At 44.8% G+C, this 23,903-nt stretch carries 21 protein-coding genes and 3 pseudogenes; 6 read left to right on the top strand and 18 right to left on the bottom strand.

What is annotated here, in order from left to right; all coding sequences use genetic code 11:
• The first annotated feature begins 261 nt into the window (after nucleotides 1-261).
• Both CXIVA_RS14540 and CXIVA_RS14535 read left to right on the top strand, forming a co-directional pair.
• A complete protein-coding gene (locus CXIVA_RS14540; RefSeq protein WP_013977209.1) occupies nucleotides 262-939 on the top strand; it encodes a transposase in 678 nt (225 codons plus the stop codon).
• Complete coding sequence (locus CXIVA_RS14535) at nucleotides 909-1,907, top strand: IS66 family transposase (protein ID WP_347475644.1); 999 nt, start codon at nucleotides 909-911, stop codon at nucleotides 1,905-1,907. The genes CXIVA_RS14540 and CXIVA_RS14535 overlap by 31 nt, the downstream gene beginning before the upstream one ends.
• Nucleotides 1,908-2,592: 685 nt before the next feature.
• Here CXIVA_RS14535 and CXIVA_RS06495 read toward each other — a convergent pair.
• Both CXIVA_RS06495 and CXIVA_RS06490 read right to left on the bottom strand, forming a co-directional pair.
• Nucleotides 2,593-3,837: an IS256 family transposase gene (locus CXIVA_RS06495; protein WP_013977187.1), complete on the bottom strand. Its 1,245-nt coding sequence runs from the start codon at nucleotides 3,835-3,837 to the stop codon at nucleotides 2,593-2,595.
• A 54-nt stretch (nucleotides 3,838-3,891) separates the two neighbouring features.
• Nucleotides 3,892-4,071, bottom strand: a complete 180-nt coding sequence (locus CXIVA_RS06490; protein ID WP_013977206.1) for a hypothetical protein — start codon at nucleotides 4,069-4,071, stop codon at nucleotides 3,892-3,894.
• 17 nt (nucleotides 4,072-4,088) lie between these two features.
• Here CXIVA_RS06490 and CXIVA_RS06485 point away from each other — a divergent pair.
• A pseudogene (locus tag CXIVA_RS06485) lies at nucleotides 4,089-4,319 on the top strand (transposase); the annotation flags it as partial.
• Nucleotides 4,320-4,580: 261 nt separating this feature from the next.
• Here the strand turns inward: CXIVA_RS06485 and CXIVA_RS06480 are convergent.
• The 13 genes and pseudogenes from CXIVA_RS06480 to CXIVA_RS14320 form a co-directional block, all read right to left on the bottom strand.
• Nucleotides 4,581-5,024, bottom strand: coding sequence for a hypothetical protein (locus CXIVA_RS06480; RefSeq protein WP_013977204.1), 444 nt, complete (start codon nucleotides 5,022-5,024; stop codon nucleotides 4,581-4,583).
• Between the two features lie 5 nt (nucleotides 5,025-5,029).
• Complete coding sequence (locus tag CXIVA_RS14335; RefSeq protein WP_148267794.1) at nucleotides 5,030-5,269, bottom strand: hypothetical protein; 240 nt, start codon at nucleotides 5,267-5,269, stop codon at nucleotides 5,030-5,032.
• A gap of 330 nt (nucleotides 5,270-5,599) precedes the next feature.
• Nucleotides 5,600-6,232 (bottom strand): helix-turn-helix transcriptional regulator, encoded by a 633-nt coding sequence (locus CXIVA_RS13650; protein ID WP_070097172.1) that lies wholly within the window; start codon nucleotides 6,230-6,232, stop codon nucleotides 5,600-5,602.
• A gap of 119 nt (nucleotides 6,233-6,351) precedes the next feature.
• Nucleotides 6,352-7,089 (bottom strand): hypothetical protein, encoded by a 738-nt coding sequence (locus CXIVA_RS06460; RefSeq protein WP_013977201.1) that lies wholly within the window; start codon nucleotides 7,087-7,089, stop codon nucleotides 6,352-6,354.
• A gap of 2 nt (nucleotides 7,090-7,091) precedes the next feature.
• Nucleotides 7,092-7,637 (bottom strand): hypothetical protein, encoded by a 546-nt coding sequence (locus CXIVA_RS06455; RefSeq protein ID WP_013977200.1) that lies wholly within the window; start codon nucleotides 7,635-7,637, stop codon nucleotides 7,092-7,094.
• Nucleotides 7,628-8,116, bottom strand: coding sequence for a DUF6782 family putative metallopeptidase (locus CXIVA_RS06450; protein WP_013977199.1), 489 nt, complete (start codon nucleotides 8,114-8,116; stop codon nucleotides 7,628-7,630). Before CXIVA_RS06450 ends, CXIVA_RS06455 begins: the two co-directional genes overlap by 10 nt.
• 368 nt (nucleotides 8,117-8,484) lie before the next feature.
• Nucleotides 8,485-8,625 (bottom strand): hypothetical protein, encoded by a 141-nt coding sequence (locus tag CXIVA_RS14180; RefSeq protein WP_013977198.1) that lies wholly within the window; start codon nucleotides 8,623-8,625, stop codon nucleotides 8,485-8,487.
• A 92-nt stretch (nucleotides 8,626-8,717) separates the two neighbouring features.
• A complete protein-coding gene (locus CXIVA_RS06445; protein ID WP_148267792.1) occupies nucleotides 8,718-9,050 on the bottom strand; it encodes a hypothetical protein in 333 nt (110 codons plus the stop codon).
• Between the two features lie 102 nt (nucleotides 9,051-9,152).
• Entirely contained in the window at nucleotides 9,153-9,446 is a 294-nt protein-coding gene (locus tag CXIVA_RS06440) for a helix-turn-helix transcriptional regulator (protein WP_013977196.1), read from the bottom strand.
• Nucleotides 9,443-9,787 (bottom strand): type II toxin-antitoxin system RelE/ParE family toxin, encoded by a 345-nt coding sequence (locus tag CXIVA_RS06435; RefSeq protein ID WP_041728611.1) that lies wholly within the window; start codon nucleotides 9,785-9,787, stop codon nucleotides 9,443-9,445. The genes CXIVA_RS06440 and CXIVA_RS06435 overlap by 4 nt, the downstream gene beginning before the upstream one ends.
• A gap of 98 nt (nucleotides 9,788-9,885) precedes the next feature.
• A pseudogene (locus tag CXIVA_RS06430) lies at nucleotides 9,886-10,427 on the bottom strand (GNAT family N-acetyltransferase).
• A gap of 120 nt (nucleotides 10,428-10,547) precedes the next feature.
• Nucleotides 10,548-10,748 (bottom strand): TfoX/Sxy family protein, encoded by a 201-nt coding sequence (locus CXIVA_RS14325; protein ID WP_013977193.1) that lies wholly within the window; start codon nucleotides 10,746-10,748, stop codon nucleotides 10,548-10,550.
• Nucleotides 10,749-10,774: 26 nt separating this feature from the next.
• Nucleotides 10,775-10,909: pseudogene (locus CXIVA_RS14320) on the bottom strand (N-acetyltransferase); the annotation flags it as partial.
• A 108-nt stretch (nucleotides 10,910-11,017) separates the two neighbouring features.
• On the opposite strand from CXIVA_RS14320, the gene CXIVA_RS14315 reads away from it, so the two are divergent.
• Both CXIVA_RS14315 and CXIVA_RS14310 read left to right on the top strand, forming a co-directional pair.
• On the top strand, nucleotides 11,018-11,830 hold the full coding sequence (locus CXIVA_RS14315; protein WP_013977192.1) for an IS256 family transposase: 813 nt from the start codon (nucleotides 11,018-11,020) through the stop codon (nucleotides 11,828-11,830).
• A complete protein-coding gene (locus CXIVA_RS14310) occupies nucleotides 11,718-12,113 on the top strand; it encodes a transposase (RefSeq protein ID WP_347475643.1) in 396 nt (131 codons plus the stop codon). Before CXIVA_RS14315 ends, CXIVA_RS14310 begins: the two co-directional genes overlap by 113 nt.
• Nucleotides 12,114-12,488: 375 nt before the next feature.
• Here CXIVA_RS14310 and CXIVA_RS06415 read toward each other — a convergent pair whose 3' ends face one another.
• Nucleotides 12,489-14,243: an IS1634 family transposase gene (locus CXIVA_RS06415; protein WP_013977190.1), complete on the bottom strand. Its 1,755-nt coding sequence runs from the start codon at nucleotides 14,241-14,243 to the stop codon at nucleotides 12,489-12,491.
• A gap of 346 nt (nucleotides 14,244-14,589) precedes the next feature.
• On the opposite strand from CXIVA_RS06415, the gene CXIVA_RS06410 reads away from it, so the two are divergent.
• Entirely contained in the window at nucleotides 14,590-15,447 is an 858-nt protein-coding gene (locus CXIVA_RS06410) for a hypothetical protein (RefSeq protein WP_013977189.1), read from the top strand.
• A 791-nt stretch (nucleotides 15,448-16,238) separates the two neighbouring features.
• Here CXIVA_RS06410 and CXIVA_RS06405 read toward each other — a convergent pair.
• Both CXIVA_RS06405 and CXIVA_RS13395 read right to left on the bottom strand, forming a co-directional pair.
• Complete coding sequence (locus CXIVA_RS06405; protein WP_013977187.1) at nucleotides 16,239-17,483, bottom strand: IS256 family transposase; 1,245 nt, start codon at nucleotides 17,481-17,483, stop codon at nucleotides 16,239-16,241.
• A gap of 599 nt (nucleotides 17,484-18,082) precedes the next feature.
• Nucleotides 18,083-23,743 (bottom strand): Cna B-type domain-containing protein, encoded by a 5,661-nt coding sequence (locus CXIVA_RS13395; protein ID WP_013977186.1) that lies wholly within the window; start codon nucleotides 23,741-23,743, stop codon nucleotides 18,083-18,085.
• Between the last annotated feature and the right edge of the window lie 160 nt (nucleotides 23,744-23,903).

Here is a 23,903-nt window from a genome sequence, read left to right as displayed (position 1 = left end):
CAGAACAGAGAAATTTCAGAGCCTGAAATGGCAGACATTTCAGCGTATTACGGCTGAATCAGACTGTTCCGGTAAGGCACTGAGGTAACGCATGAGGCCTTCCTGATGCTCCGGAAGCACCAGAGAAACCTGCAGATACAGGCTCCCAGATACGCTTACAACAGCATATATCCATAGGCATTATGACGAATACTGTTCTTCAGGGAAGTGGCCTGAAACCGTACTTTTCCGTATAATAATTACCAGAAAGGACGGTTCTCTATGGAAAAGCTTTCACCCGAACAGCTGGAAGGATTCAGCAAAGAGCAGATCATATCCATATATGTCTCACTGCAGGACCAGATGGAAATGCTCAATAAAAACATGGAAGCTCTTACGGAGCAGATCAGGCTTGCCAGTGCGCACCGCTTCGGCAGGAAGACAGAGAAGCTTGACCAGATCGAGGGACAGATGTCACTGTTCAACGAAGCAGAAGCACTCAGTAATCCCGAAGCAGAAGAACCGTCCGGAGATGAAGTCGTTCTCTCTGTCAGAAAAAAGCGTAAGAAAGGCCAGCGTGAGGAGGACTTCAAAGACCTTCCGCAGGAACCTCATCACCATGTCCTGACAGATGAACAGCTGGATGCCTTCTTCGGTGCGGGGTGCTGGCGGAGGATGAAATCCGACAGATATATCCGGGTAAGATGCGAACCTGCCAGATATACCGTGGAAGACCATGAAGTGGATGTGGAAGTCGGAACAGACGGCGACAGACAGGATGAATTCTTGAGGGCTGATCGTCCGAAAGACCTGCTGCGTAACTCGGTAGTCACCCATTCCCTTGAAGCGGCAATCCTGAATGGCAAGTACACCAACGCAATGCCGCTGTACCGGATGGAGCAGCAGTTCAGAGCCAACGGGATAAAGATATCCCGGCAGACAATGGCAACTGGACGATAAGTGTTTCGCAGAAATATCTGACACCTGTATGGGAAAGGCTGAAGGAAGAACTCTTAAAGCTGCCGGTGATACAGGCGGATGAAACCACCTGCCAGGTGATCCATGACAAGGATCCTTCTGATCCGGCTGACAGGAAAAGTTCCGCCGGACACAAGAACTTCATGTGGGTGTACCGGTCGGGACAGTTCAGCAGGGACCGGCAGATCGTCCTTTATCAGTACTGCAGGGGACGGGACCACAAATATCCGCAGGCATTCCTTGGAGACTATCATGGCGTTGTCGAGACAGACGGCCTGCAGCAGTACCACATGCTGGAGAAGCTGATCCCGGGATTTACAAATGCGAACTGCTGGGTGCATGGCAGAAGGTTCTTTGCAGATGCCGTCAAAGCGCTGAAGAAGAATGACAAAGCAGGTGCGGCTGGTACAATTGCAGGGCAGGCTCTGAAGCGGACCGCGAAGATGTATGACATAGAAAACACACTGGGAAGCCTCAGTGCAGAAGAAAGACTCAGCGAACGTAAGAAACAGATCGGACCGCTCGTTGACGACTTCTTTGCGTGGCTGAAAGAACTGCAGTCAGGGACGGAGGTCCTTCCGGGAGGGAAAGCCGGAGACGGAATTCAATACTGCTTGAAGCAGGAGAAATATCTGCGGGTCTTCCTGACAGATGGAAATGTCCCGATGGACAATTCAGCATCTGAAAGAGCTATCCGTCCATTTACAATCGGCAGGAAGAACTGGGTAATAATCAATTCCGTGAAAGGCGCAGACGCCAGCGCAGTGATCTACTCGATTGTAGAGACAGCGAAACGGAACCAGTTGAACATTTATTATTACCTGGATGATCTGCTGGAGAAACTGCCGGAGCTGGCAGATGAAGATGGAACGATAGATCCGGATGATCTGGATCCACTGCTGCCATGGTCGGACAGCCTTCCGGAAAGATGCCATAAGAAAAGCATCTGACAGATGGTCAGCTGCCTTACTTTGGGCGGTGGCGGATGATTTGACGTTTACTTATAAAGCAGGAGAAATCCATCGCCTTCCCAGACCAGTCCTTTAAACCGATCCATGCGCCCACCGCAAAAGAGAAAAAGAATGTTTTTTTGAAAAGGATCTAATTGAAAATGTTCTTTCACGATCGTTGCAAGTCCGTCAATGCCCTTTCTTAAATCTGTCTTCCCACATGCGATATAGATTTTTTTGATCGAGGGAAGTTCATGGAGCATGTGTAATCACCGCCCGAATAAACTCTAAAACTGTTTTGGAAGTATGATTTGAAATTTCAATAGTTAAGGCATCTTTTCGAATGACAGCATCCGGTTGAAATGCCTCACCACGATTTTCTGAATGATCGCCAGTCGGCGCAGACGTGGGAAGAGCGATCTCTGCAAACTCTAAGTTCTGCAGGGCCGGAAACTTTCCGCAGGAAATTTTTTCTTCTTTTTGGAAATATGCTTCTTGTCTCAGTTTTCTCGGGCGTGTGAATAATTCTCTGTAAATAAGATTTTCTATGATAATTATTGAGGGCTGGACGGCAGAACCTGCTGTTCAGCCCTTGGTTACTATCTAACAGAAATCCACAGGCATGTCAAGGGCACCCGACTCCGTCAGGCGTGCATTTCAACCTTTACCTGCCAACGGATTTTTGTTATTCAGGCATCCGTTCCGGATACATGATCGATAATTCTCCGCGGACTCTGCCCCAGTTCCGGATCGGCATCGTCCATTTTTTGCATATTTCGAAGGATGATAAATATAAAGCTTTTAGCAAGGCTTGGGAACTCGGGAAAACGCTGCGCTGCCGGTTCAGTCGGCGGAACGACGAATTTAAGGATTCGATCGCATTTGTCGTATAGAAAGCCATCCGCACGTCTTTCGAAAATTTAAAAATAGGCGAAATCGCATCCCAGTTTTCATGCCAGCGGTTCATGGCATGGGGATACTGACCGGACCATTTTTCTGTTACGCGGTCAACCTGCTCCAGCGCGGCCTTTTCATCCGCAGCTGTATAAATCGTCTTTAGGTCCTTGGCAAATGCTTTCATGTCCTTGTTCGCGACATATTTCAACGTATTACGCACCATATGGACAATACAGCGCTGCTGTTCTGTTTGAGGAAAGGCAGTGCTGATGGCATCCTTAATTCCCGTCAGACCATCGGAACAAAGGATCAAGATATCCTGTATCCCACGGTTTTTTAAGCTATTTAATACACTCAGCCAGTATTTGCTGCTTTCATTTTCGCCAATCACAATCGTTAGGATTTCTTTTTTGCCTTCATCATTGATTCCCAAGACAACATAGGCAGCAAGTTTTCGTATCACGCCGTCATCACGAACAGAAAAATGAACCGCATCAATAAAAACGATCGGATATACTGCGGAGAGCGGCCGGTTCTGCCATTCTTCAATTTTGGGCAGCAACTTGTCGGTAATATCAGAGACCATGCCTTCACTCACCTCGAAGCCATAAATGTCTTCGATCGTATCCGAAATCTGACGTGTGGACATTCCCTTTGCGTACATGGATATGATTTTTTCATCGATTGACGAAATATCTTTTTTACGTTTCGGAAGGACTTTAGGGGAAAAGGTGCTTTGCCGGTCCTGTGGGACATCTACCTCAAACTCACCATATTTACTGCGGACGCCTTTGGACTTTGTTCCGTTTCGATCATTTGGTTCGGAAGAACGCTCATACTTTTCGTAGCCAAGGTGGTTGTCCATTTCAGCTTCCAGCATTTCCTGGATCGTTCCGGACAGCAGATCTTTCAGGGCGTCCTGAATATCATCCGCTGTTTCGATATCGTACTCTTCAAACAGTCCCTGGATGATATTTCTTTTGTTTTCTGTCATGGGTTTCGGTTTGTAGACATTTCGCTTTTTGTTTGCCATAATCAAAGGCCTCCTATAAATTTGATTTTATCATAGAAGACCTGGATAATACGATTAAGTATTCATTTTTACAGAGATTATTTCATAGGCTCGTTTTCTCTGGTGATAATAAAATGTCTTGGTGCTGATTCCGTTCTGCTGGCACCATTCTCTGCGGGTCAGTCCGCTGGCTTTGCATTCCTGGATAACCCTCAGCCAGTGCTGATCGCGTACCTTATGTGTGATCTGGTCCAAAAGTTTGTACCCCCCCACTCTATGCGAAAGGCATGACAACACGTCAGATTTCAGAAACGATCGAAGATATCTATGGCTTTGAAATCAGTGAAGGCATGGTATCTGATATTACAGACAAACTGCTTCCTAAGATCGAGGAATGGCAGAACCGCCCGCTGTCAGCAGTATATCCGATCGTGTTCATTGATGCGGTCCATTTCTCCGCTCGCAAAGAAGGTGTGATCCAGAAGCTGGCAGCATATGTCGTCTCTCTGTCTTGTAATGGTTTCGCTAACTGTGGTGGGTCAGCAAACCTTATATTACATTGAGGTATCTTTTCTTTCACCTGCTTTCTGTCGAATCCCTATATTTGAATCATACAGGAAGCTCCTTTGAAAAACTTGTAGTTTTGTGAGTTTTCCAGAGTATCTCAGATTTGCGGCTGCTTGCCTAGGCGTACGATTTGACGTTTACGAAAAAGCGGAAGCCGTAATGACCTCCGCCATGTAATATCAAGCTGTGATCCAATATCATTTATCAAGTACCGTCAGTGTTGTAACGCTTGTATATTCTCTCCCTGCAGACACGTACACCACTACGATAGAAACGTCACTCCATATCTCCCCTGACTCGTCTTCCATCGCATAATCGATTTGCCCCGGACCTATTACGAGATAACCATCTCTATAATCATATTTCAGATCGGCGTGCTTTTTATTTTGGCTATCGCTGATTATATTGGTGATATCAGCATCAACGTTTACGATTTGCTCTGGAGCTATATCGTTATAATTCTGATCCTGAAAATGGATTCTTATTACCGGATCGTTCTTCAGAATTATGCCCGGTATGTCTCCTTCAACGCCGCCTCTTGTTTTTTTCTCATACTTTTCTATCTCTCTCGTATATCCACTGTTATCGCTTTTCATGTCTGTGGTATAAGTAATAGCCCTCGACGGCGTTGCTTCCGGCAAGTCTATCAACATTCTAATCGTGGTATCGCTGTTAATCTTTTTCCATCTGGTGTCGGTTGAAATGCGGCATGCAAAAGCACAAAGAAACCGACTATTACAGTCGCAAGGATAATAAGAGATAGCAAAAGAACCTTCCGGAAAACAGTCAGCTTCTTCTTTGTATCATCAACATTCTTGATAAAAGATTCATCTTCTTTAAGCAAGAAGTCGAAAGACAGATCATATTCATCGCTGATCATTTTCAAGACAGATATGTCCGGATAGTTTTATCATTTTCCCAGTTCGAAACAGTTTGCCGCGTAACATGGAACTTTTCAGCAAACTGCTGTTGATTCATCCCATGTTTTTTTCGGATTTTTGTAATCTTTTTACCCAACGTCATATCAATTACCTCATCATTAATGATAGATGTTTTTCGGGATTTTATAAAGCAAGAATCGTTTTGCATCAATAATTTTTATGCACTTAAAAGCAATTTCTGCACAGAAATCCCTTTAATATTGAAAAGCGGAAGCCGGAATGACCTCCGCAATATCAGTTCTGATCACTATTTGCACGTGCAGAATGCCTCTTCTCTATTCCTTCAGTTCCCTCCCCTTTGTCTCACTTGTAAATGTTCCGCACTTGTCTTCAACGTACGATTCAATCGCCTTCTTAACTTTATTTGCATCATGATAAGAGTCAAGGTTCAGCCCTTCATCAATCACAGGATCTCCTTCGCTTGAACGGGATTCTATATTGTAGTTTTTGTCGTATCTGATCTCATATTCGTAGTTTTTTCCATCCACTGATATGTTCCACTCAGTTATCCCGATCCCGGTTGATTCACCTGTATGCGAAGAATACAATATTAAACCGGGAACGGTAACGGCTAAAGGTATAACAATGAATATTATGACAGCCGCTATGATTATTGTCTTCCAGATGCGTTTGGCCCGGCGGTTTCTTATGCTAAGCTGCTCATTGATCCTTGACAGCTGCTCTACCACCGCATCACTCTTTTCAGCTGTTATCGCTTCACCGCCAAGAAGTTCACTGGCTGAGACCTCCAGCTCATCTGCAAGTCTGGAAAGCATATCAGCATCCGGTACGGAATACCCCTTCTCCCATTTTGAAATTGTCTGCCGCGTCACATGCAGCCGGTTGGCAAGGTCTTCCTGTGTGTAACCTTTATTCTTTCTGATTGTTTTAATATTTTGATTGAGCATCACTATCAATCACCTTCCTTTCCTCTGTTTTCAAGGTAAAGGAACATCTGCCATTCTTCAAGCAACGCAAATTAACATCGAAAAGAATTGCTGACTAATCTGAGAGTCCATAAGTATTTTTAAATCTGACAAGCAGGTTTTTTTGTAAGACGGCCTCCTCCGAGCGCCTTCACATCTACCTGTTCATCAGTCATCATGCTCACGAATAACAGCATATCTTTTCTGATGGCTTCCGGCAGCAGCAGTTCAGTTTCATTATCAGACAACATCAACAATAGTCGGAAGACATCATTTTTATGTTTCCTGATATTCTTGCTGTCAATCTGCCCTCCGTTTTCTTTACGCATAACATTATCTATATATGCTTTCGCCTTAAATGGGATCAGATGCTTAACCTCCAGCACCGGCACTCCGTCTATAACTATTCTTCCATCACTGAGGAAGGCATAATAGGTCTCATCGAGCAGGATCGCAGAAAGGCTCGATATTTCTTCTTCAACAGGTATCGGTGTCAAAACCGGCTCTCCTGACAGGAATACTTCATCAGGTTTTCTGGAGAACAGCTCTATCATATACAGCCATGATCTGTCTTTTGGATTTGTAAAACGATAAAACTGCACATTCCCAGTGCTCTTGTTTTGGTGTTCATACCCTGCTTCCCGGATATATTCCCAGAACTTGCTGACAAAACCAGGGGTAAGGGCCTCTACCATTAGGACCATATCAAGATCCTTGGTTGCTCCGAATTCCTGTCCTGCATTCTCCATCAGAAGATCGCAGGCAACGCCGCCTATAACGGTATATTGATCCTCATATCCGAGGAACCACTCTTTGAAACTCTGAAATCCGCGTACCATATCTACCTCCAGATCTGTTCAAGCATTTCATCTACTGCAGCTTCGATTCTCTCATCTTTAGTATTTTCAAGGCTTAATGCAATCGAAACCGGATCTGCGTATCCATCATTCTGCAGCAGCTTTTTCGGATCATACTTCCATATTTCCACATATGCCTGTCTTGCAGGATCCACAAGCTCGCTGCGCAGCGCCTTTCGTTTCATGCCATACACCGCATAGGTATGGATCCTGCCCGGATTCACCATGGTTCTCTCAGACAAAGCTTCTGTCCCTGCTATTGTGACATCCAAATCTGTAGGAAGATCAATATAACCCGCCGTTTCAACCGGCGACATCATATATTCCTTCAATCTAAGAAAGGTTTCTTTTGCCGTATACTTTGCAGCAAGAACGTTGGCAGTTCCATCTTTTTCGATAACAAAGCAGTCAGTAGCTCCAAGCTGCTTAGCCACACGGGATTCTGTCATGGTCGTGTAGCCAAGGTTTTTCATCAGTTCGTTGATCCGGATTCGTTTCTCCGGCTTAAGAAGCCATCTGATCAGTGCCACCTGCGTCGATGACGTGAAGGATTCAGTTCCTTTGTGTCTCTTCCGGAAGACCAGCCGGCAACATATCCGAAGCTGTAATCGGAAGTGTCAAGTCCGTACCTGCAGCATACTGTGTAGGCGATGCTTTCGGCCTCAACTTCCTTGGTTCTGCGGTCGATGGGATGATCGGGGTCCAGTGCTTCTTTCGCATGCAGTTTCTGGTGGCTCATCTCATGGAGCATCGTTTTGATGGTCTGCGCCTGGCTCATCCCTTCCCTGATGGCGATGCGCTTTTCGGCATCGTTATAATAGCCTTTTGCACCGCCTTCTATCTCCTCGAACTGCATCGGAACCGGACAGATGCTACTCAATGCATTGAACAGTTTTCGATATCCTTTTACATCTCCGGACAGCTCGTTCATGCCAAGATCAGGGAGGTCTTTGCCTTCAGTCTGGCTGATGTCAAATACATAAGCGATCCTGAACCCGAGACGTTCCACTCTTTTCGGTTCCTCGCCGGCATTCCCGCTTTCGACTTCGACTTTGTATTTGCACGGTGCCAGAATCCTGATCTCCCGCTCACCTTTACAGACAGTTCTGCCGTGATTCTTCTGCCATGCTGCATAACCGATACCAGCGTTGCGTCCGGGCGCTGCATTGCGATGAGCATCGTGTTATTCAAAGAGTAATTGTGAAACTTTCCTGCCTTTCCGGCTGATATACCTGCCCAGCTCCGTTGTGAACCGGACAATGTAACGGTGTATCAGCCTGCAGAAATGCAAAAAGCCGCCTGCATACCCTGTAATCATAATGCAAGCGGCTCTGTGTCGGTATATTCAGTTCTTCGATATTACTGTAATATGATGGTCTACATGAATTTCAGCAGGAGTTCATCCACCGCATCGGTATACCTTCCTTCACGAAGAAGTTCGTTTCTGAGTTCTACAAGACTTCTGACGATGATCCTTATTTCATCATCTGTAAATCCAATCTTTATCTTCTTTCTCATGACTGACACCTCATATCTTCATCTGCTATTTCTGTAATTGTTTTTCACAGGATAAAGGCTTTCATCCCGGCAGGCAATTGTGTGATGGTCTGTTAATCGCCAGCCTTTGCCAGACTCTGTTGCAATCTGGAGTGATTATAGTGTTCGATAGCCTCGGCGATATACTCCTCATACTCCTGCTTGTGAAGGTGTTCCGGCATAATATTCCAGAAGCGTTCTCCATGAAGGATGATTCTCGGAACCTGATTTGGTTTTCTTTCTTCCAGAATTTCAATGATCTTCGCTCTGTTCAGCTGATTTCCTGCATGCAGCTTTCGCATCCGCATCGCCTGCGACTGCGTCGGTATGCATTGATCTTTTTCCATACATTCGTAAACGTCATGCTGCAGATGGCCAAGATAGGAGATTTCTACTGCTGATCTCAATCCCATCTTCTCTTCATCCACCAGCTGTAGGAGTTCTGGTATCAGCTCGGTCAGCCGGATGTATCTTCGGATCTGGATGATTATCAAGGCCTGCTCAACGCATTATTTTGCCAGCCGCTTATTCGGGACAAACTCTATTCTCAGCGTCGAATTGACCGCTTCCGCAATACGATTAAGCAACGCAAGGCTTGGATTCCGTGTCCCGTTTTCCAGTCTACTGATATCTGCCTGGCTGATTCCGGTTTTCTCAGACAACTCAGCCTGTGTCAGACCCGCTTCCTTTCTCGCACGAATCAAAGACATCGTGATGTCTCTCTCCGGCTGAAGAGCTTCATATTCCCTTCTGAACGCAGCATCCTGCATGAGTTCATTGGTCAATTCCTGTAAATCACTCATCGTCTGCCCTCCTTCCTTTTCAAGTAAATCGTTCTCCTCTGCTTTGCCAGCAGAATCTCACTCCGCGGCGTTTTCTGCTGTTTCTTGACAAAACCATTCGTCGCAATAATGATCTCATCTTCATCAAAGAAGTACAGAATTCTCACGATATTGTTTCCCAGTATCGTGCGGAGTTCAAAAATATCATCTTCAAGGAACTTGCTCAGCGGAGATCTGGCTTCATTTCCCAGCATCTCTAACCGATGCAAGTCAGATACGACCTTGGCTTTCATCTTCACGTCAAGTGTTCGGATAAAATCACCGACCGGTTTGCTTCCATCTTCTTCTCGATAAAAATCCACACTGAACAAATCGTCTCTCCTTTATGCTATATATAGCATAATCTATATAGCTCACTCCGTCAATACCTATGATAACAGAAAATAAAGCATTAAAAGCATCATCTCTTCTCCAACCATTCTTCTTTCGTCAAACAGGTTATATGCTCTGTTCGTAGAACGCCCTCCAATGCGCAAGGAACATTCTCTGAAGTGTGATGGTAATGAAATCCACATTTTTCTTGCACACGCTTTGATTTCTCGTTTCCGTCAAAGTACCCGCACCATAATTTTTCGATCTTCAGTTCTTCAAAGCCATATCGCATTATCTCACGAACTGCCTTCGGGATAAGGCCTGTCCCCAATATGTAACACCAATCCAATATCCGATTTCACCCTCCGTATCAGGAATACCGATATTACTTGCCTTGCCGAGCATTAATCCTATGCTGCCAACAGGATGTCCTATTTCCTTCAGAACCACAGCATATGTTTCTGGCGCAGAAAGTACCCTTTTTATAATCTCTCTTCTATTATCCACACTCGCATGAACAGCCCATCCTGCAATCGGTCCCACATCAGGATTGCTGGCGTATTTGTATAAATCCTCCGCATCGCTTTCTTCCCAGCGGCGCAGAATTAGTCTTTCTGTTTCAAGCGTCATGCTTCATCCTCACTTCTTCTTTTTCGGAGCAGGAATCTCTGTATACATATCATCCAGAAGTTCCAGAACAAACGCCGTATCTTCAAATCTATCAAATACATATATTAGTATCTTTTATCCTTAATACGGATAACGCAGTTCGGAAGAATCTGCAAGTAGCCTATCCGATGTCGGCGTTCTCTTCAAAAACAGTTCATTATCGCAAATGTCACCTATCAGTTTACTGTTAAAATATACAAGGTATCCGCCCATCATGGATTTTATGACAATATCCCCGGCTGCGGAAAAAACCTCACGAACATATTCGTTAAATTCATTCACTATGATTACCTCCTTCAAATGCCGATTTATAACTCGCACACCATGATATATTCTTCGGCATTCTCATCAATGGTCTTGAATCCAACAGCCTTATACATCTTCACGGCGTAGTTTACTTTCTGCACTGCCAGGGATGCCTGTTCATAGCCCTGCCATTTCAGGTAGAGTCCATATAATGCTGTAAATTCAATAATTCAAAAGAGCCAATGGCTCATCCTTCAGGTATAATGAGAATCGCGACATTCAACATAGTACCGAAAGGAGAACCAATGGCTCAACTCAATATTACATTGAATCAGGACGAAATTCTACAATTACTTTCTGCCGACCGGGAGGACGCTTTCCGGACTCTTCTTCAGGAAAGCCTGAATTCGGTTCTCAAGGCCGAATCCCAGGAACAGCTCCAGGCGGCGCCGTATGAGCGTTCAGAGAGCCGTACAGACTCGAGAAACGGTTTCCGAACCAGAGATCTCAAAACGCGGATCGGAACGATAACGTTGAACGTACCGAGGCACAGGAACCAGCCATTCCACACGATGGTCTTTGAAAACTACTCCCGTAGTGAGGCTGCTCTGGTCACGACCATGGCGGAAATGGTCGTGAGCGGTGTATCCACAAGAAAAGTCGCAAGGGTCGTAGAAACGCTCTGTGGCACATCGGTCTCTAAATCCGCCGTTTCCGATGTCTGCAAGGATCTCGACAAGGAAGTCGCTGCTTTCCGGAACCGGCCAATCGAAGGAAATTATCCGTTCCTCACAGTCGATGCCACGTACTTCAAGGTACGTGAGGACGGTCGAGTTGTCTCGAAAGCACTGATGATTGCCTATGGTACCAATGACGATGGAAAGCGCGAAATCCTTGGTTTCTCGGCCTACCGGAATGAGTCACATGAGACGTGGAAAGATTTCCTGACAGGGCTGAAACAGCGCGGCCTGTGCGGTCTCATGATGATTACTTCCGATGCTCACGATGGCATTATCAATGCCGCCAGGAAAGTGTTTCCGGATGTTCCGTGGCAGCGGTGTCAGTTTCACTTTTCAAAGAACATCGCTGACAAAGCTCCGAAGAAAGAGCAGGCATGATCTCCGTGCTGAATTGCAGGAGATGTTCCACTGCAAAAAGATCGAAGATGCCAGACAAAAGCGGGATCAGATTCTCGCCGATTATCAAGAATCCGCTTCGTCAGCAATGGAATGTCTCAACGAAGGCTTTGAAAGCGCTATGACCGTTATGACGCTTCCGGAAGGGATACGTCGCTTCTTCCGGACATCAAACCATATCGAGCGGCTGAACCGGGAGTTGAAGCGGCGTTCCGGCGTTATCGGGATATTTTCAAATGAAGCCTCGCTGATCCGGCTGATGTGATCTGTCCTGATTGAACAGAACAGCATCAGTCAGGCCAGGAAGGCAATCTTCAGCAAGGAATCCTATCAGAAGCTGCTGAAATCCGATGTTCGAAATCACCTGCATCTGATTGCCGAAGAACAGGCTGCTCTCTTGGCAGCATAGTTATCAACAGTTATACCTGAAGGCAATTTACACACAAATTTGGAATTGACTTATTTCCAGTTGCATTCAGGTCTTTTGTACTACAATCTGAATATAATTGTTTCTTTTGTATTACAAGTTTCGTTTATCTTGTGATATAATCCCGTCTTTGACACTTTATTTCAGGATGAAACGGCCACAGCCCTACGAAACACGAGGGTTGCGGCCGTTTGTATATTGCTGCGATATGTACTATTTTTTCGTCCTTAGGGGCTTGGTGGCCTTTGTTTCTTTTATGATGCTTCTCATGGATGATTTCGAGATAAATTCATAATCCGTGTGAAACCCAAACTGCTCATGCAGGGCATCGGTCAGATCCGTTCTTTTATAAGCTGGGGTGTAGCCGCTGTTTTTAGACAGCAGCGTCATACGCATGCTCCTCAAAGTGGCCAGTATTTCTTCACAGGTATAAGCTTCATTCAACTTTTTCTCTAAAAGCCTGTAAACCAGAAGGCTGATATAGCAGATTAAAAAGTGTGCCCGGATCCGGTCTTCGCGCCTTACATAGACGGGCCTTGCGTCAAAATCAGTTTTCATGATCCGGAAACTTTCTTCGATTTCCCAACGCTGCTGATTGATTTTTATGATGCCGGCAACATCGTCTTCGATGTTTGTAACCACCGCATAAAAACCATCGTATTTCGCTTCTTCATCCATCCGTGCGGTATCAAGACCATATACCGTGTTTGGGGCCAGTTCGCCATCTTCCGTGACAGAAGTTTTCTTGATGAATCTAGCCGGATCATTCTGATTTTTGCCTTTTCTGATTTTTGCAGGATGGTCAATCAGTTTTTTTGCGCGGTCGATTTGCTTCTGCCGTACGGCTGCCTGATAGGCCCTGTATTTTGGCGAATAGGTAACGATAATCGTTTCCTCCATTCCACCGGTTACGACAGGTATGATTTTATAAAAAACAGAATGAAAAATCTCTTCGTTGGTTTCATCCAGTTCGCTGATATCAATGAATTGATCGGATCCCATACGCCTGAAGTTTTTGGGGGATAACGCATCCGCTTTATCATCTGCCCGCAGTTTCTTTAATGATTGCGTAATGACATAGGCCCTGTTCCCAAAGCTGTTGAAGCGCCGGTTGTTTTTGCTGCCCAAACCAGAATCCGAGCAGAAGATGAATTCACTGCAGTCAAAATCCCGGATGATTTTGGTCTCAAGAGGCCGCAGGGTGGTTTGCTCGTTCTGGTTCCCCGGAAAAACATCGAAGGCAAGCGGGATGCCGTCAGCATCCATAAACAGCCCCATGGTCACAAGCGGGTTCGGCCGGTTCTCTTTGCTCTTTCCATACTTTCGGAAGTCATCTTCGTCTTCGATTTCAAAGTAGTAATTCGTACAGTCATAATACAGGACCCGATGGTTCCTGGCATGCACAAAGTTTGAGTTCCGATACAGTTCCTCCTGGATGAACGATGATTCATCAGACATCACCGAAAGCGCACGGTAAATGTTCTGCAGCGAATATTTCGGCGCTTCAAGCAGCCCCTGACAGAACGTATAACTGCTCAGCTTACTGGAGGAGGAGAGAATGCGGGCATAAATCAGGTCCGTCAGGATTGCGTGGAAGTCATAATCGAACTTATGGTGGGAGCGTATCTGGCGGCAGATGTTATCAATACGGAGCTCAGAACATATCTTTTGAAGAAAGAGGTATCCGCAATTTAAGGACCGTTCTTCCCCTTTGGGGATATACGCTGTCTGGGAAAGGGAGACAGAGACCATGGAACTCTTTTTCGAAAAGTTTTCTGTATCTTTTTGTGCCTCCGCCTTTGCCCATGCAAGCAGTGCATCCTTATCGCCGTCAAAGTTTTTTAACAGTTCATTGTATTTGCCCAGCTTCCGGTAAATGCGGGAAGATGTTTTCCCGTTGTCTTTACGGTAGGATTGAACGATATAGATGTTTTTATTGTTGGCAGAACCGGTAATGGAAATGTACATAAGCAAGCCCTCCTCACTACTAAGTACATGATACCATAAATAGCACAAAATAGCACGTATAAAATTTGACAAAAAGAAAGCCTAGATGGCTTAAATAAGGGATTTGCGATAGACAAAGAGAAAATGAAGTGTCAAAGACCCGCAATTTACACACAAATTTGGAATTGACTTATTTCCAGTTGCATTCAGGTCTTTTGTGCTACAATCTGAATATAATTGTTTCTTTTGTATTACAAGTTTCGTTTATCTTGTGATATAATTTAACTATAAAACAAAAAACCCGATTATTGTGGTACAGGAACAAAAAAATGAGGAGAAAGAGAAATCAAAATTAGGGAGGACGCATATGAACAAGATTACAGGATACGCTATGACAGCAGTTCTTTCGGTTACACTACTAACCCCAATTACAGTCTATGCAGAAGGGGCCACCAGCAGTAAATTGGAACTGTATAAAACGTCGGTAACATTTGATAAGAAGCATTCCTATGATACAGCATCTATTTTTCCAAAGGACAGCTCTGAGAAGATTACAAAGGCAGTATCATCGAACAAAGCTGTTGCAAAGGTGGCAACGAAATCAGGATATGTAGAAATAAAGCCCGGTACAAAATCTGGTACAGCTGCAGTAAAAGTAACCAGCACAAGCGGAAAGACCGGAACAGTAAAAGTAAAAGTTTCGTCCAGCTGGAAAAAAGCAAATTTCGAATTTCATTCATACGCTTACTCTGCGTATGCAGATCGGACAGTAACCATTGGTTCCAAACCAGGGGCCCGTGTAAAACTTAAAATCGGAAAGCACTCCTATAAATCAAGAAAAATTGGAAAGAAGGGTATGACCGTTATTAAACTAAAAAAGAATTATCGCGTGGGGACGAAATATACGGTTACTTATAGTTACAAAGGAATGAAACTGAACTATACGAAAAAAATATACAGCAACACATATGCATCTTATGATACGCTTTGGAGCTGTAAGAATTATATTCCGGTCAATTTGTATCATATTACCGCAGGGGATACGGTATATCTGAAGGCCGGCGGAAAGACATATAAACGCAAAATGTATGGGGCTTATAACTCAATAAGAACGACATTTTATGTCGATTACAGCCTTAGAAACTATTACGATCTGACACTGACGATTAAAAACAAATACGGCCAGCAGCTATATCGGAATAATCTTGTTTTGCGCTGGAGCTGAGGCAGTGAGGCTGCAGCAACAAAAAAACAGGATGTTTTCGCATGTGCGGTGGTTTATTGTAACTTCAACGTATGCTAGTCATACCAAAAAGTTGGACTCCTTAAGGGTTCCGAAAGGAGCTAAACCAGCATGTGTTCGCAAGACAAAAATTAATGCCGCTTTAAAAGTCGATCATTAGTGTGGATCGGTAACCACTACCATCCTAGTTCTTGGTTATCCGACCAGACGGACACTTTATTGTGATGCAGTTCTTGGATAACTTTCGGGCGGTTTAGGTGTTGTACCATATTTGCGTGTATGCTGTTTGGCGCATTATCTGGTTCTCCGACGGCAACTTGTACGGCAGTCGGAAGCATTATGGTTTCATCTATGATTGAGGCAGATTATGATACAAAATTTTCGCTTGGTACTATGGCAGTCGCCGGCGTATTGGGCTGTACCATATCTCCGTCTGCAGTAATGATCTCGTATGCGTCTGTAACAAATGCGTCAGCGGGAAGTATGTTATGGGTGGAATTCTACCGGGATTACTGATGGGGACGGCAATGATAATTGTAGCAATTAAGTATGGCATAGAACATACAAATATAAAACGGAGCCGGGGGGGCGGACACTTAGGGCGTGTGAATAATTCTCTGTAAATAAGATTTTCTATGATAATTATTGAGGGCTGGACGGCAGAACCTGCTGTTCAGCCCTTGGTTACTATCTAACAGAAATCCACAGGCATGTCAAGGGCACCCGACTCCGTCAGGCGTGCATTTCAACCTTTACCTGCCAACGGATTTTTGTTATTCAGGCATCCGTTCCGGATACATGATCGATAATTCTCCGCGGACTCTGCCCCAGTTCCGGATCGGCATCGTCCATTTTTTGCATATTTCGAAGGATGATAAATATAAAGCTTTTAGCAAGGCTTGGGAACTCGGGAAAACGCTGCGCTGCCGGTTCAGTCGGCGGAACGACGAATTTAAGGATTCGATCGCATTTGTCGTATAGAAAGCCATCCGCACGTCTTTCGAAAATTTAAAAATAGGCGAAATCGCATCCCAGTTTTCATGCCAGCGGTTCATGGCATGGGGATACTGACCGGACCATTTTTCTGTTACGCGGTCAACCTGCTCCAGCGCGGCCTTTTCATCCGCAGCTGTATAAATCGTCTTTAGGTCCTTGGCAAATGCTTTCATGTCCTTGTTCGCGACATATTTCAACGTATTACGCACCATATGGACAATACAGCGCTGCTGTTCTGTTTGAGGAAAGGCAGTGCTGATGGCATCCTTAATTCCCGTCAGACCATCGGAACAAAGGATCAAGATATCCTGTATCCCACGGTTTTTTAAGCTATTTAATACACTCAGCCAGTATTTGCTGCTTTCATTTTCGCCAATCACAATCGTTAGGATTTCTTTTTTGCCTTCATCATTGATTCCCAAGACAACATAGGCAGCAAGTTTTCGTATCACGCCGTCATCACGAACAGAAAAATGAACCGCATCAATAAAAACGATCGGATATACTGCGGAGAGCGGCCGGTTCTGCCATTCTTCAATTTTGGGCAGCAACTTGTCGGTAATATCAGAGACCATGCCTTCACTCACCTCGAAGCCATAAATGTCTTCGATCGTATCCGAAATCTGACGTGTGGACATTCCCTTTGCGTACATGGATATGATTTTTTCATCGATTGACGAAATATCTTTTTTACGTTTCGGAAGGACTTTAGGGGAAAAGGTGCTTTGCCGGTCCTGTGGGACATCTACCTCAAACTCACCATATTTACTGCGGACGCCTTTGGACTTTGTTCCGTTTCGATCATTTGGTTCGGAAGAACGCTCATACTTTTCGTAGCCAAGGTGGTTGTCCATTTCAGCTTCCAGCATTTCCTGGATCGTTCCGGACAGCAGATCTTTCAGGGCGTCCTGAATATCATCCGCTGTTTCGATATCGTACTCTTCAAACAGTCCCTGGATGATATTTCTTTTGTTTTCTGTCATGGGTTTCGGTTTGTAGACATTTCGCTTTTTGTTTGCCATAATCAAAGGCCTCCTATAAATTTGATTTTATCATAGAAGACCTGGATAATACGATTAAGTATTCATTTTTACAGAGATTATTTCATAGGCTCGACACTTACAGGGAAATTGGTGGGCGGGGGGTGCGGACGTTTTCTTGGACAGCCTAGGCAACCAATCCAAGAGATCGCCTGTACTCCACAGGGCTCAAAAAACCCTTGACACTATCGTTCCGTGTAGACTTCCCTGGGGGGTGGGTACCACACGTTTCTTTCCCTCCATCTACCTGCCACATCTATCCCGCATAATTCTGTGTAGTTATTGGACTTTGGCTTGTATTTCAGTCTTATCCTCATGCGTGACCTTATATGTGGTTTCTCTTCATCAGGCCAGAGGTTTGCCCGTGGTTAAGTCTGTTCCCACATCCGGCTTCCTTCAGATCCCATCTCGCGATGGACACCCTTACCTTCGGCTATATCCTTCCCACTACCGGGCGGATTCGGAACTTGCACTCGTTAGAAACGCGCGCCGCCAGGCGCACAATAACAATGGCAGAGGTCAGCTCTGACAGAGCCAGCCTCCGCCGTATTTTGTTATTCTACATCGGTTATGCTGCTTACTTAATTTGATTTTTTCTTTCTGTTTACTGACAACAGGATCAGAAGTGCTACAATCGCTGACATTAAGAGTGTGCCGTATAAAATAATATTACTGCTATCCCCTGTCTTTGGAGAAGTTGTAGTGGTCTGTTTCGTTGGAGTGTTTGTTGGTTTTTTCGTATCTATAAGTGTGTGTGTATTCGTAATTACAAATCCCTTTTTACTGTCTCCTGTGATCTCTGTGGTATATCCGGCTACAGATTCCTCTGAAACTGTATAATGAATCATTTTTCCTTCCGAATATGCCGCAAGATCTTTACAACTTGTATTCCAACCATTATCTGCATTCAGCATAACAGTTTTTCCAGTATCTTTTCCATCAGCAAGCAAATGAACAATGATGCTCTTTGGACGAATCTTATCCTTATTTTGTTCATCATTCCATACTTTTGCTACATATATACTGGTTTTATCCGGTGTATAGCTGTTAATAAGATCATACCCCTTAACGGTAAGTGTGTAATCTTCTACAGCTTCTTCACCAATGCTATATGTAATAAGTTCCCCTTTCTCATACTTTGGTAAGTTTTCAAAACTATACTTCCAATTCCCGTTACTGTCGGCAGTAACCTTCTTTGAGGCAACCGTCGTCGTGCCATTCTTGGTTGTCTGCATTAGCTGAACCGTGATAGAAGCGGGGCGCTTGCCATCCTGATTATTGTTGTCCTTCCACGTCTTAGAACCGTTTACTTTTACTGTTTCTGTTTTATGTGTATTAGTTACGATAAATCCTTTTTTTGCATCTCCAGTGATAGATATCTCGTAATCAGACACAGCATCCTCAGAAACGGTATATACGATTTTTTCACCGTTTGAATACACATCCAAATCAGAAAAGCTGCCCACCCACTGATCAGATTCCGTAAGAGTTAATATCTTTCCAGTATCTTTTCCATCTGCAAGCAGATGAATGGTAACATTTTTCGGACGTTTTCCATCCTGATTATTGTTATCATTCCAGGATTTTGATACATGGATTGTAGTTTTCCCAGGTATATGGGTATTTGTTACATTATTGCCATTAACTGTCGTTGTGTAATCCACTACTGCGTCTTCTGTGATCATATAGGAAATTTCCTTACCATTCTCATATTTTGCGAGATCTGTGAATTTATATTTCCACCCATCTTTTGCTGTCACATCCTTATGATCAACCTCTGTTCCATTTGCCAGAAGTCTGATCGTAATACGTTCCGGTCTTGCCCCGTCCTGGTTATTGTTGTCATCCCAGGTCTTCGCACCGCTGATACTCGTCGTTTCGGTCTCATGCGTATTGGTGACAGTAAAACCGGTCTTGATATCACCAGTGATTGTCGTCGTATATCCTGCAACCTCAGTTTCTTCAACCGTGTAGGCAATCGCTTTACCTGCCTTCTTCTCGTCCAGATCCGTGAAGGTATCGGACCAGTTGTTGGCTTCGTTCAACTCAACAATCTTGCCCGTATCCTCTCCGTCTGCCAAAAGACGAACCGTGACATTGATAGGACGCTTGCCGTCCTGGTTGTTGTTGTCATCCCATGCCTTGGTGACCGCAACGCTGGTCTTGCCCGGTGTATGGGTGTTGGTCACATCATAGCCACTGACCTCAGCGGAGTATCCTTCAACGGCATCCTCGGTGATGGTGTAGGTGATCTCTTCGCCGTTCTCATACTTCGGAAGGCCCTCGAAGTTCCATGCCCACTTGTCGTCGGCGGTGACTTCCTTGCTCCTTACTTCTTTTCCGTTTGCCAACAAGTGGATGGTGATGCTGTTCGGTCTGGTACCATCCTGGTTGTCGTTATCAGACCAGGTCTTAGCACCGCTGATGCTTGTCGTTTCGGTCTCATGCGTGTTCGTAACTGTGAAGCCTGTCGTCGCATCGCCTGTGATCACAGCAGTATAACCAGCGACCTCTGCCTCTTCGACCGTATAGACAATCGACTTGCCAGCCTTCTTTGCGTCCAGATCCGTGAAGGTGCCAGACCAGTTGTTGGCCCCGTTCAGCTCGACGGTCTTACCCGTATCCTCGCCGTCTGCCAGAAGATGAACGGTGACACTGTCTGGCCGCTTGCCGTCCTGATCATTGCTGTCGCTCCATGCCTTGGTGACCGCAACGCTGGTCTTGCCCGGTGTATGGGTGTTGGTCACATCATAGCCACTAACCTCAGCGGAGTATCCTTTAACGGCATCCTCGGTGATGGTGTAGGTGATCTTCTCACCGTTCTCATACTTTGGAAGATCCTTGAAGTTCCATGCCCACTTGTCGTCGGCGGTGACTTCCTTGCTGGTTACTTCTTCACCATTTGCCAGCAGGCGGATGGTGATGCTGTCCGGTCTAGCGCCATCCTGGTTGTTGTTGTCTTCCCAGGTCTTGCTGCCGCTGATATCAGTCGTCTGCACTTTATCGGTCACAGTAATAGTACTGCCAGTATAGTAGGTTGTCTCATCTTCTGTACTAAGATTGTCGGAGATGGTAAAGTCAACAGAATCTTCACTCAGTTTATAGCCTTCAGGCGCTTTTATTTCCACAAGGGCATAGCGGCTGTCTTTCCAAAGAACCCATCCAAGAGTATTTTGATTTCCAATTATTCGTGCCTTGCCTTCATCATCGGTCGTGAACGTTACGTTTTCCCCGTTATTATCCACTACAGGGGACTTGTTTCCATCAGAATCATAACGGTAGAGCTGATAAGTTGCGCCTGCAAGCGATTTTTTGTGGTCTTCTGCGCTCACCTTATGAATATCAATATATGGATTACTTCCTGATCCACTTCCCGACGATTCCACGGTTACCGACTGTTCTACATGATCGGTATAACCTTCCAGTGTAGCCGTATTGGTATAAGTCTGGTTCCCTTTTCCGGTCACATAAGCATCATAAGTGATCACTGTTTTTGTCGCATCCGGAATTTTAACTGTAAGAGTATGATCCTTGTATGTATATGTAGTATTGTTTTCCGGATGGATAACCACTGAATCCTCAATCAATCGGAGATTGTCGGACAGCTTGTCTGTCAGCGTCAATTCATCAGCGCCTGCGAGCAGATCCTCCGCATCCTGATTGATGGTAATCTGATAGGTCGCCCGATAATTATTGTCCTTTGACGGCGCTGTTACCAGTTCCTTATCCAGGGCATCATACTTATAGTCAACGGTCACTTCCTCAGAATGATTTGCACCCCAGGTAGCTATATTCTTTAATTTCACACCGTCTGTGCTGTCAATACTAGCCTTCTCCAACGCTTTCAGCGCTTCCGCATCTTTCACAATCAGCGAATACTCCAACGAATACACGGAATAAAAAGAATTATTGCCTTTCGGAAACGCCGAAACATGGATGTTCATTCCGTTCTTGGTGCTGCTGATCGTTGCTGAGCCTCCATCGCTATAATATTGTCCGTAAATATCTCCGCCCTTTAATACAATTCCCCTGTCTTCATAGTATTTCAGATACTCTGTATTGAATTCATCGGAAATGTCGATCGTATCTGTTGTTACATTTTCCAGAACCAGCTTGTAACTGTATACTGGATAGGAAACCCCATCAATCTGTACCGTCTCCTTCTTAGTCAACGACTTCTTTATACTTTCATGCGCAGGTGTTGCGGTTGCCGAATCGGATTTGTCGATCTTATTTGCTGTTGCTGTCACATTATTGGTGTGGTTTTTATAATAATCAACTCTATCCTTTTCGTACTTCTCCATCCATTCCGGATTATTGTTCGTCTGAAAGGTAATTACGAGATCCCTTGCAGAATCCGAAGAAGAAAGGCCGCTCTTTGTTTTGGCATTATCCTGATAGAAGGTGAGAACGAGGTAGTTTAACCCCTCTTTTTCCATACTCTCTTCTTGGTAGCTTTCTGTTCCCGTAAGTCCTTTCACATGGACAGACCCATCTACCAGAGTATCCAAGTAAGTTTTTCCATCGATCCATTGATGCGGAAGCGTATCTGTTACTGTCAGGCTGTTCAATCCGCTCTTAGGGACATGGACGGTCACTTTCCAGGAAACCGTTTGTGAATTGCTTTCAGTTACTTCTTTCTTAACATTGAACTGTTCGCCTTCTCCAATCCCGATATCTTTTGAGCCACTAGTGCTAATCTTTCCATCCGTGACCAAATTCTTGATGGACGTATTTGTGATCAGGCTACTTGTATCTACGGTTGTTTCATAACTAATCTGGTAACTGTATTTTCCATCCGAGGACGGAACCTGATAGCGCCAGGAGATCATTCCCTGGCTATCTGTCTCTGTCGTCAGGTCAGCCCAAGATACCTCTCGTTCTTCTTTTGTTCCATCTTCCTTTGTCACAATAATCTTGATTCCCTTACCACTGTAATGCATGATCGTCTGAGAATCCTTATCAATAGTATCCGTAATGCTTTGCCCAGCAAGAGAAATCTGCTGGTTATTGTTTGCGGTGACCGTCCACGGGACAACCGTATTACCGCTGGCATCTGTTTTTGTATCTCCTGCCACTTTGCTTAATGTCCGATACTGGATCTGGTTTGTGAAATCTTTGTTTTTTTCATCTCCATCCGGATCTTCCGTGCTAGTCACCTTTACTGTATTGTTTGTCTCATCTTTGGTCCCTCGTCCCTCACCGCTCAGCTTATCATAATTCACTTTAGCAGTATAAGTCAGGGTTACCTTCTCCCCATCGGACATGGATGGAATGACATACGTATACCCATTTTCTGTATTTGAAGCTGAAATATTCAAAGCCCCGGACTTACTGGAACTGCCAGAAACATCTTTCTGGTAAATAAGGGCAGTACCACTGATCGTATCCTCCACTGTCACATTTGTGTTTTCACCAGATGAAGTGACTACAATCTGATAGGTAATCACTCCGGACTTGGCATCATATTTTCCGTCCTTTGTGACAGTCACATTTGACTCTGGTTTTTTATCATCAAGGTGAAGTGTGACACTATCGATAAATTTCACGTCAGACGCATTGCCGTTCAGTTCTGCATTAAAATTGAGAGAAAATCCAACATTTGCTTCCGACTGGAGACGCGAGAAATTAGGATCGTTCTGATTGAAATTTACAGTCAAAACACCGTCATTTATACGGTAGGTGTTACCCTTAACTGTCCCGTCTCCCTGTTCGTCGCTGATCTGAATGTCGAAAGTCCCACTGGTTCCATTCAGTGTGATCCCCTCCGGAATCGTATAGGTCAGGGATTCGGTATCATTCATCTGCAGACTTTCCACTTCCTGAAAAGTCAGATCCAAGCTGAACGTTTTCCCTTTTTCTACGGTATAGGTGCCATCTTCACCCGGTGTAAGATTTGTTTTAACATCCGTCAGGAACTTTGACAGATCACTGCTTGTTAGTGCTGTTGACTTTTTTTCAGCGCGAAGAGCCGTTTTCGCGTCACTCTCTGACACGCTCTGGGACGTTTCTTTGCTCTTATCATTAGCACTTTCCTTGGAAGTTGTTTCTTCTTCGGATGGCGCGCCACGTGTCTGGTTCTCTGTACTGCTATCTTTTGTGCTTTCTACTTCTTCGTTTTTTTTCGCAGCATCTGTGTCAGCATCTACGCTTGGTGTGGATGTCTTCTCCGTCGCTTCTTCCTGAGTAGTTTCGTCTTGCGTCGTTTTCTTAAATGATGAAGGCGTATCAGTTTGCTCCAAGGAAGTTTCTGCAGTCTCTGTCCCCCCCCATTTCTGGTCCGGCTGCAGCGACATTCTGTGTCAGCATGCCAAAGATCATAACAAAAGCAAGAAGAGCACCCAATGTTCGTTTCATTTTGTTTTTCATGTTTTTCCCGTCCTTTTTATTTCTCATCTGAAC

It is taken from the genome of Clostridium sp. SY8519 (assembly GCF_000270305.1).
Taxonomy (GTDB): domain Bacteria; phylum Bacillota; class Clostridia; order Lachnospirales; family Lachnospiraceae; genus SY8519.
Note: the sequence above shows the minus strand (reverse complement) of the source record. Positions and strands in the feature narration are given on the sequence as shown.

Coding starts and splice junctions, on each gene's coding strand:
- CXIVA_RS14540 (WP_013977209.1), top strand. CDS start 262: ATGGAAAAGCTTTCACCCGAACAGCTGGAAGGATTCAGCAAAGAGCAG.
- CXIVA_RS06495 (WP_013977187.1), bottom strand. CDS start 3,837: ATGGCAAACAAAAAGCGAAATGTCTACAAACCGAAACCCATGACAGAA.
- CXIVA_RS13650 (WP_070097172.1), bottom strand. CDS start 6,232: ATGCTCAATCAAAATATTAAAACAATCAGAAAGAATAAAGGTTACACA.
- CXIVA_RS06460 (WP_013977201.1), bottom strand. CDS start 7,089: ATGGTACGCGGATTTCAGAGTTTCAAAGAGTGGTTCCTCGGATATGAG.
- CXIVA_RS14180 (WP_013977198.1), bottom strand. CDS start 8,625: ATGAGAAAGAAGATAAAGATTGGATTTACAGATGATGAAATAAGGATC.
- CXIVA_RS06440 (WP_013977196.1), bottom strand. CDS start 9,446: ATGAGTGATTTACAGGAATTGACCAATGAACTCATGCAGGATGCTGCG.
- CXIVA_RS14315 (WP_013977192.1), top strand. CDS start 11,018: ATGGCTCAACTCAATATTACATTGAATCAGGACGAAATTCTACAATTA.
- CXIVA_RS14310 (WP_347475643.1), top strand. CDS start 11,718: ATGGCATTATCAATGCCGCCAGGAAAGTGTTTCCGGATGTTCCGTGGC.
- CXIVA_RS06415 (WP_013977190.1), bottom strand. CDS start 14,243: ATGTACATTTCCATTACCGGTTCTGCCAACAATAAAAACATCTATATC.
- CXIVA_RS06410 (WP_013977189.1), top strand. CDS start 14,590: ATGAACAAGATTACAGGATACGCTATGACAGCAGTTCTTTCGGTTACA.
- CXIVA_RS06405 (WP_013977187.1), bottom strand. CDS start 17,483: ATGGCAAACAAAAAGCGAAATGTCTACAAACCGAAACCCATGACAGAA.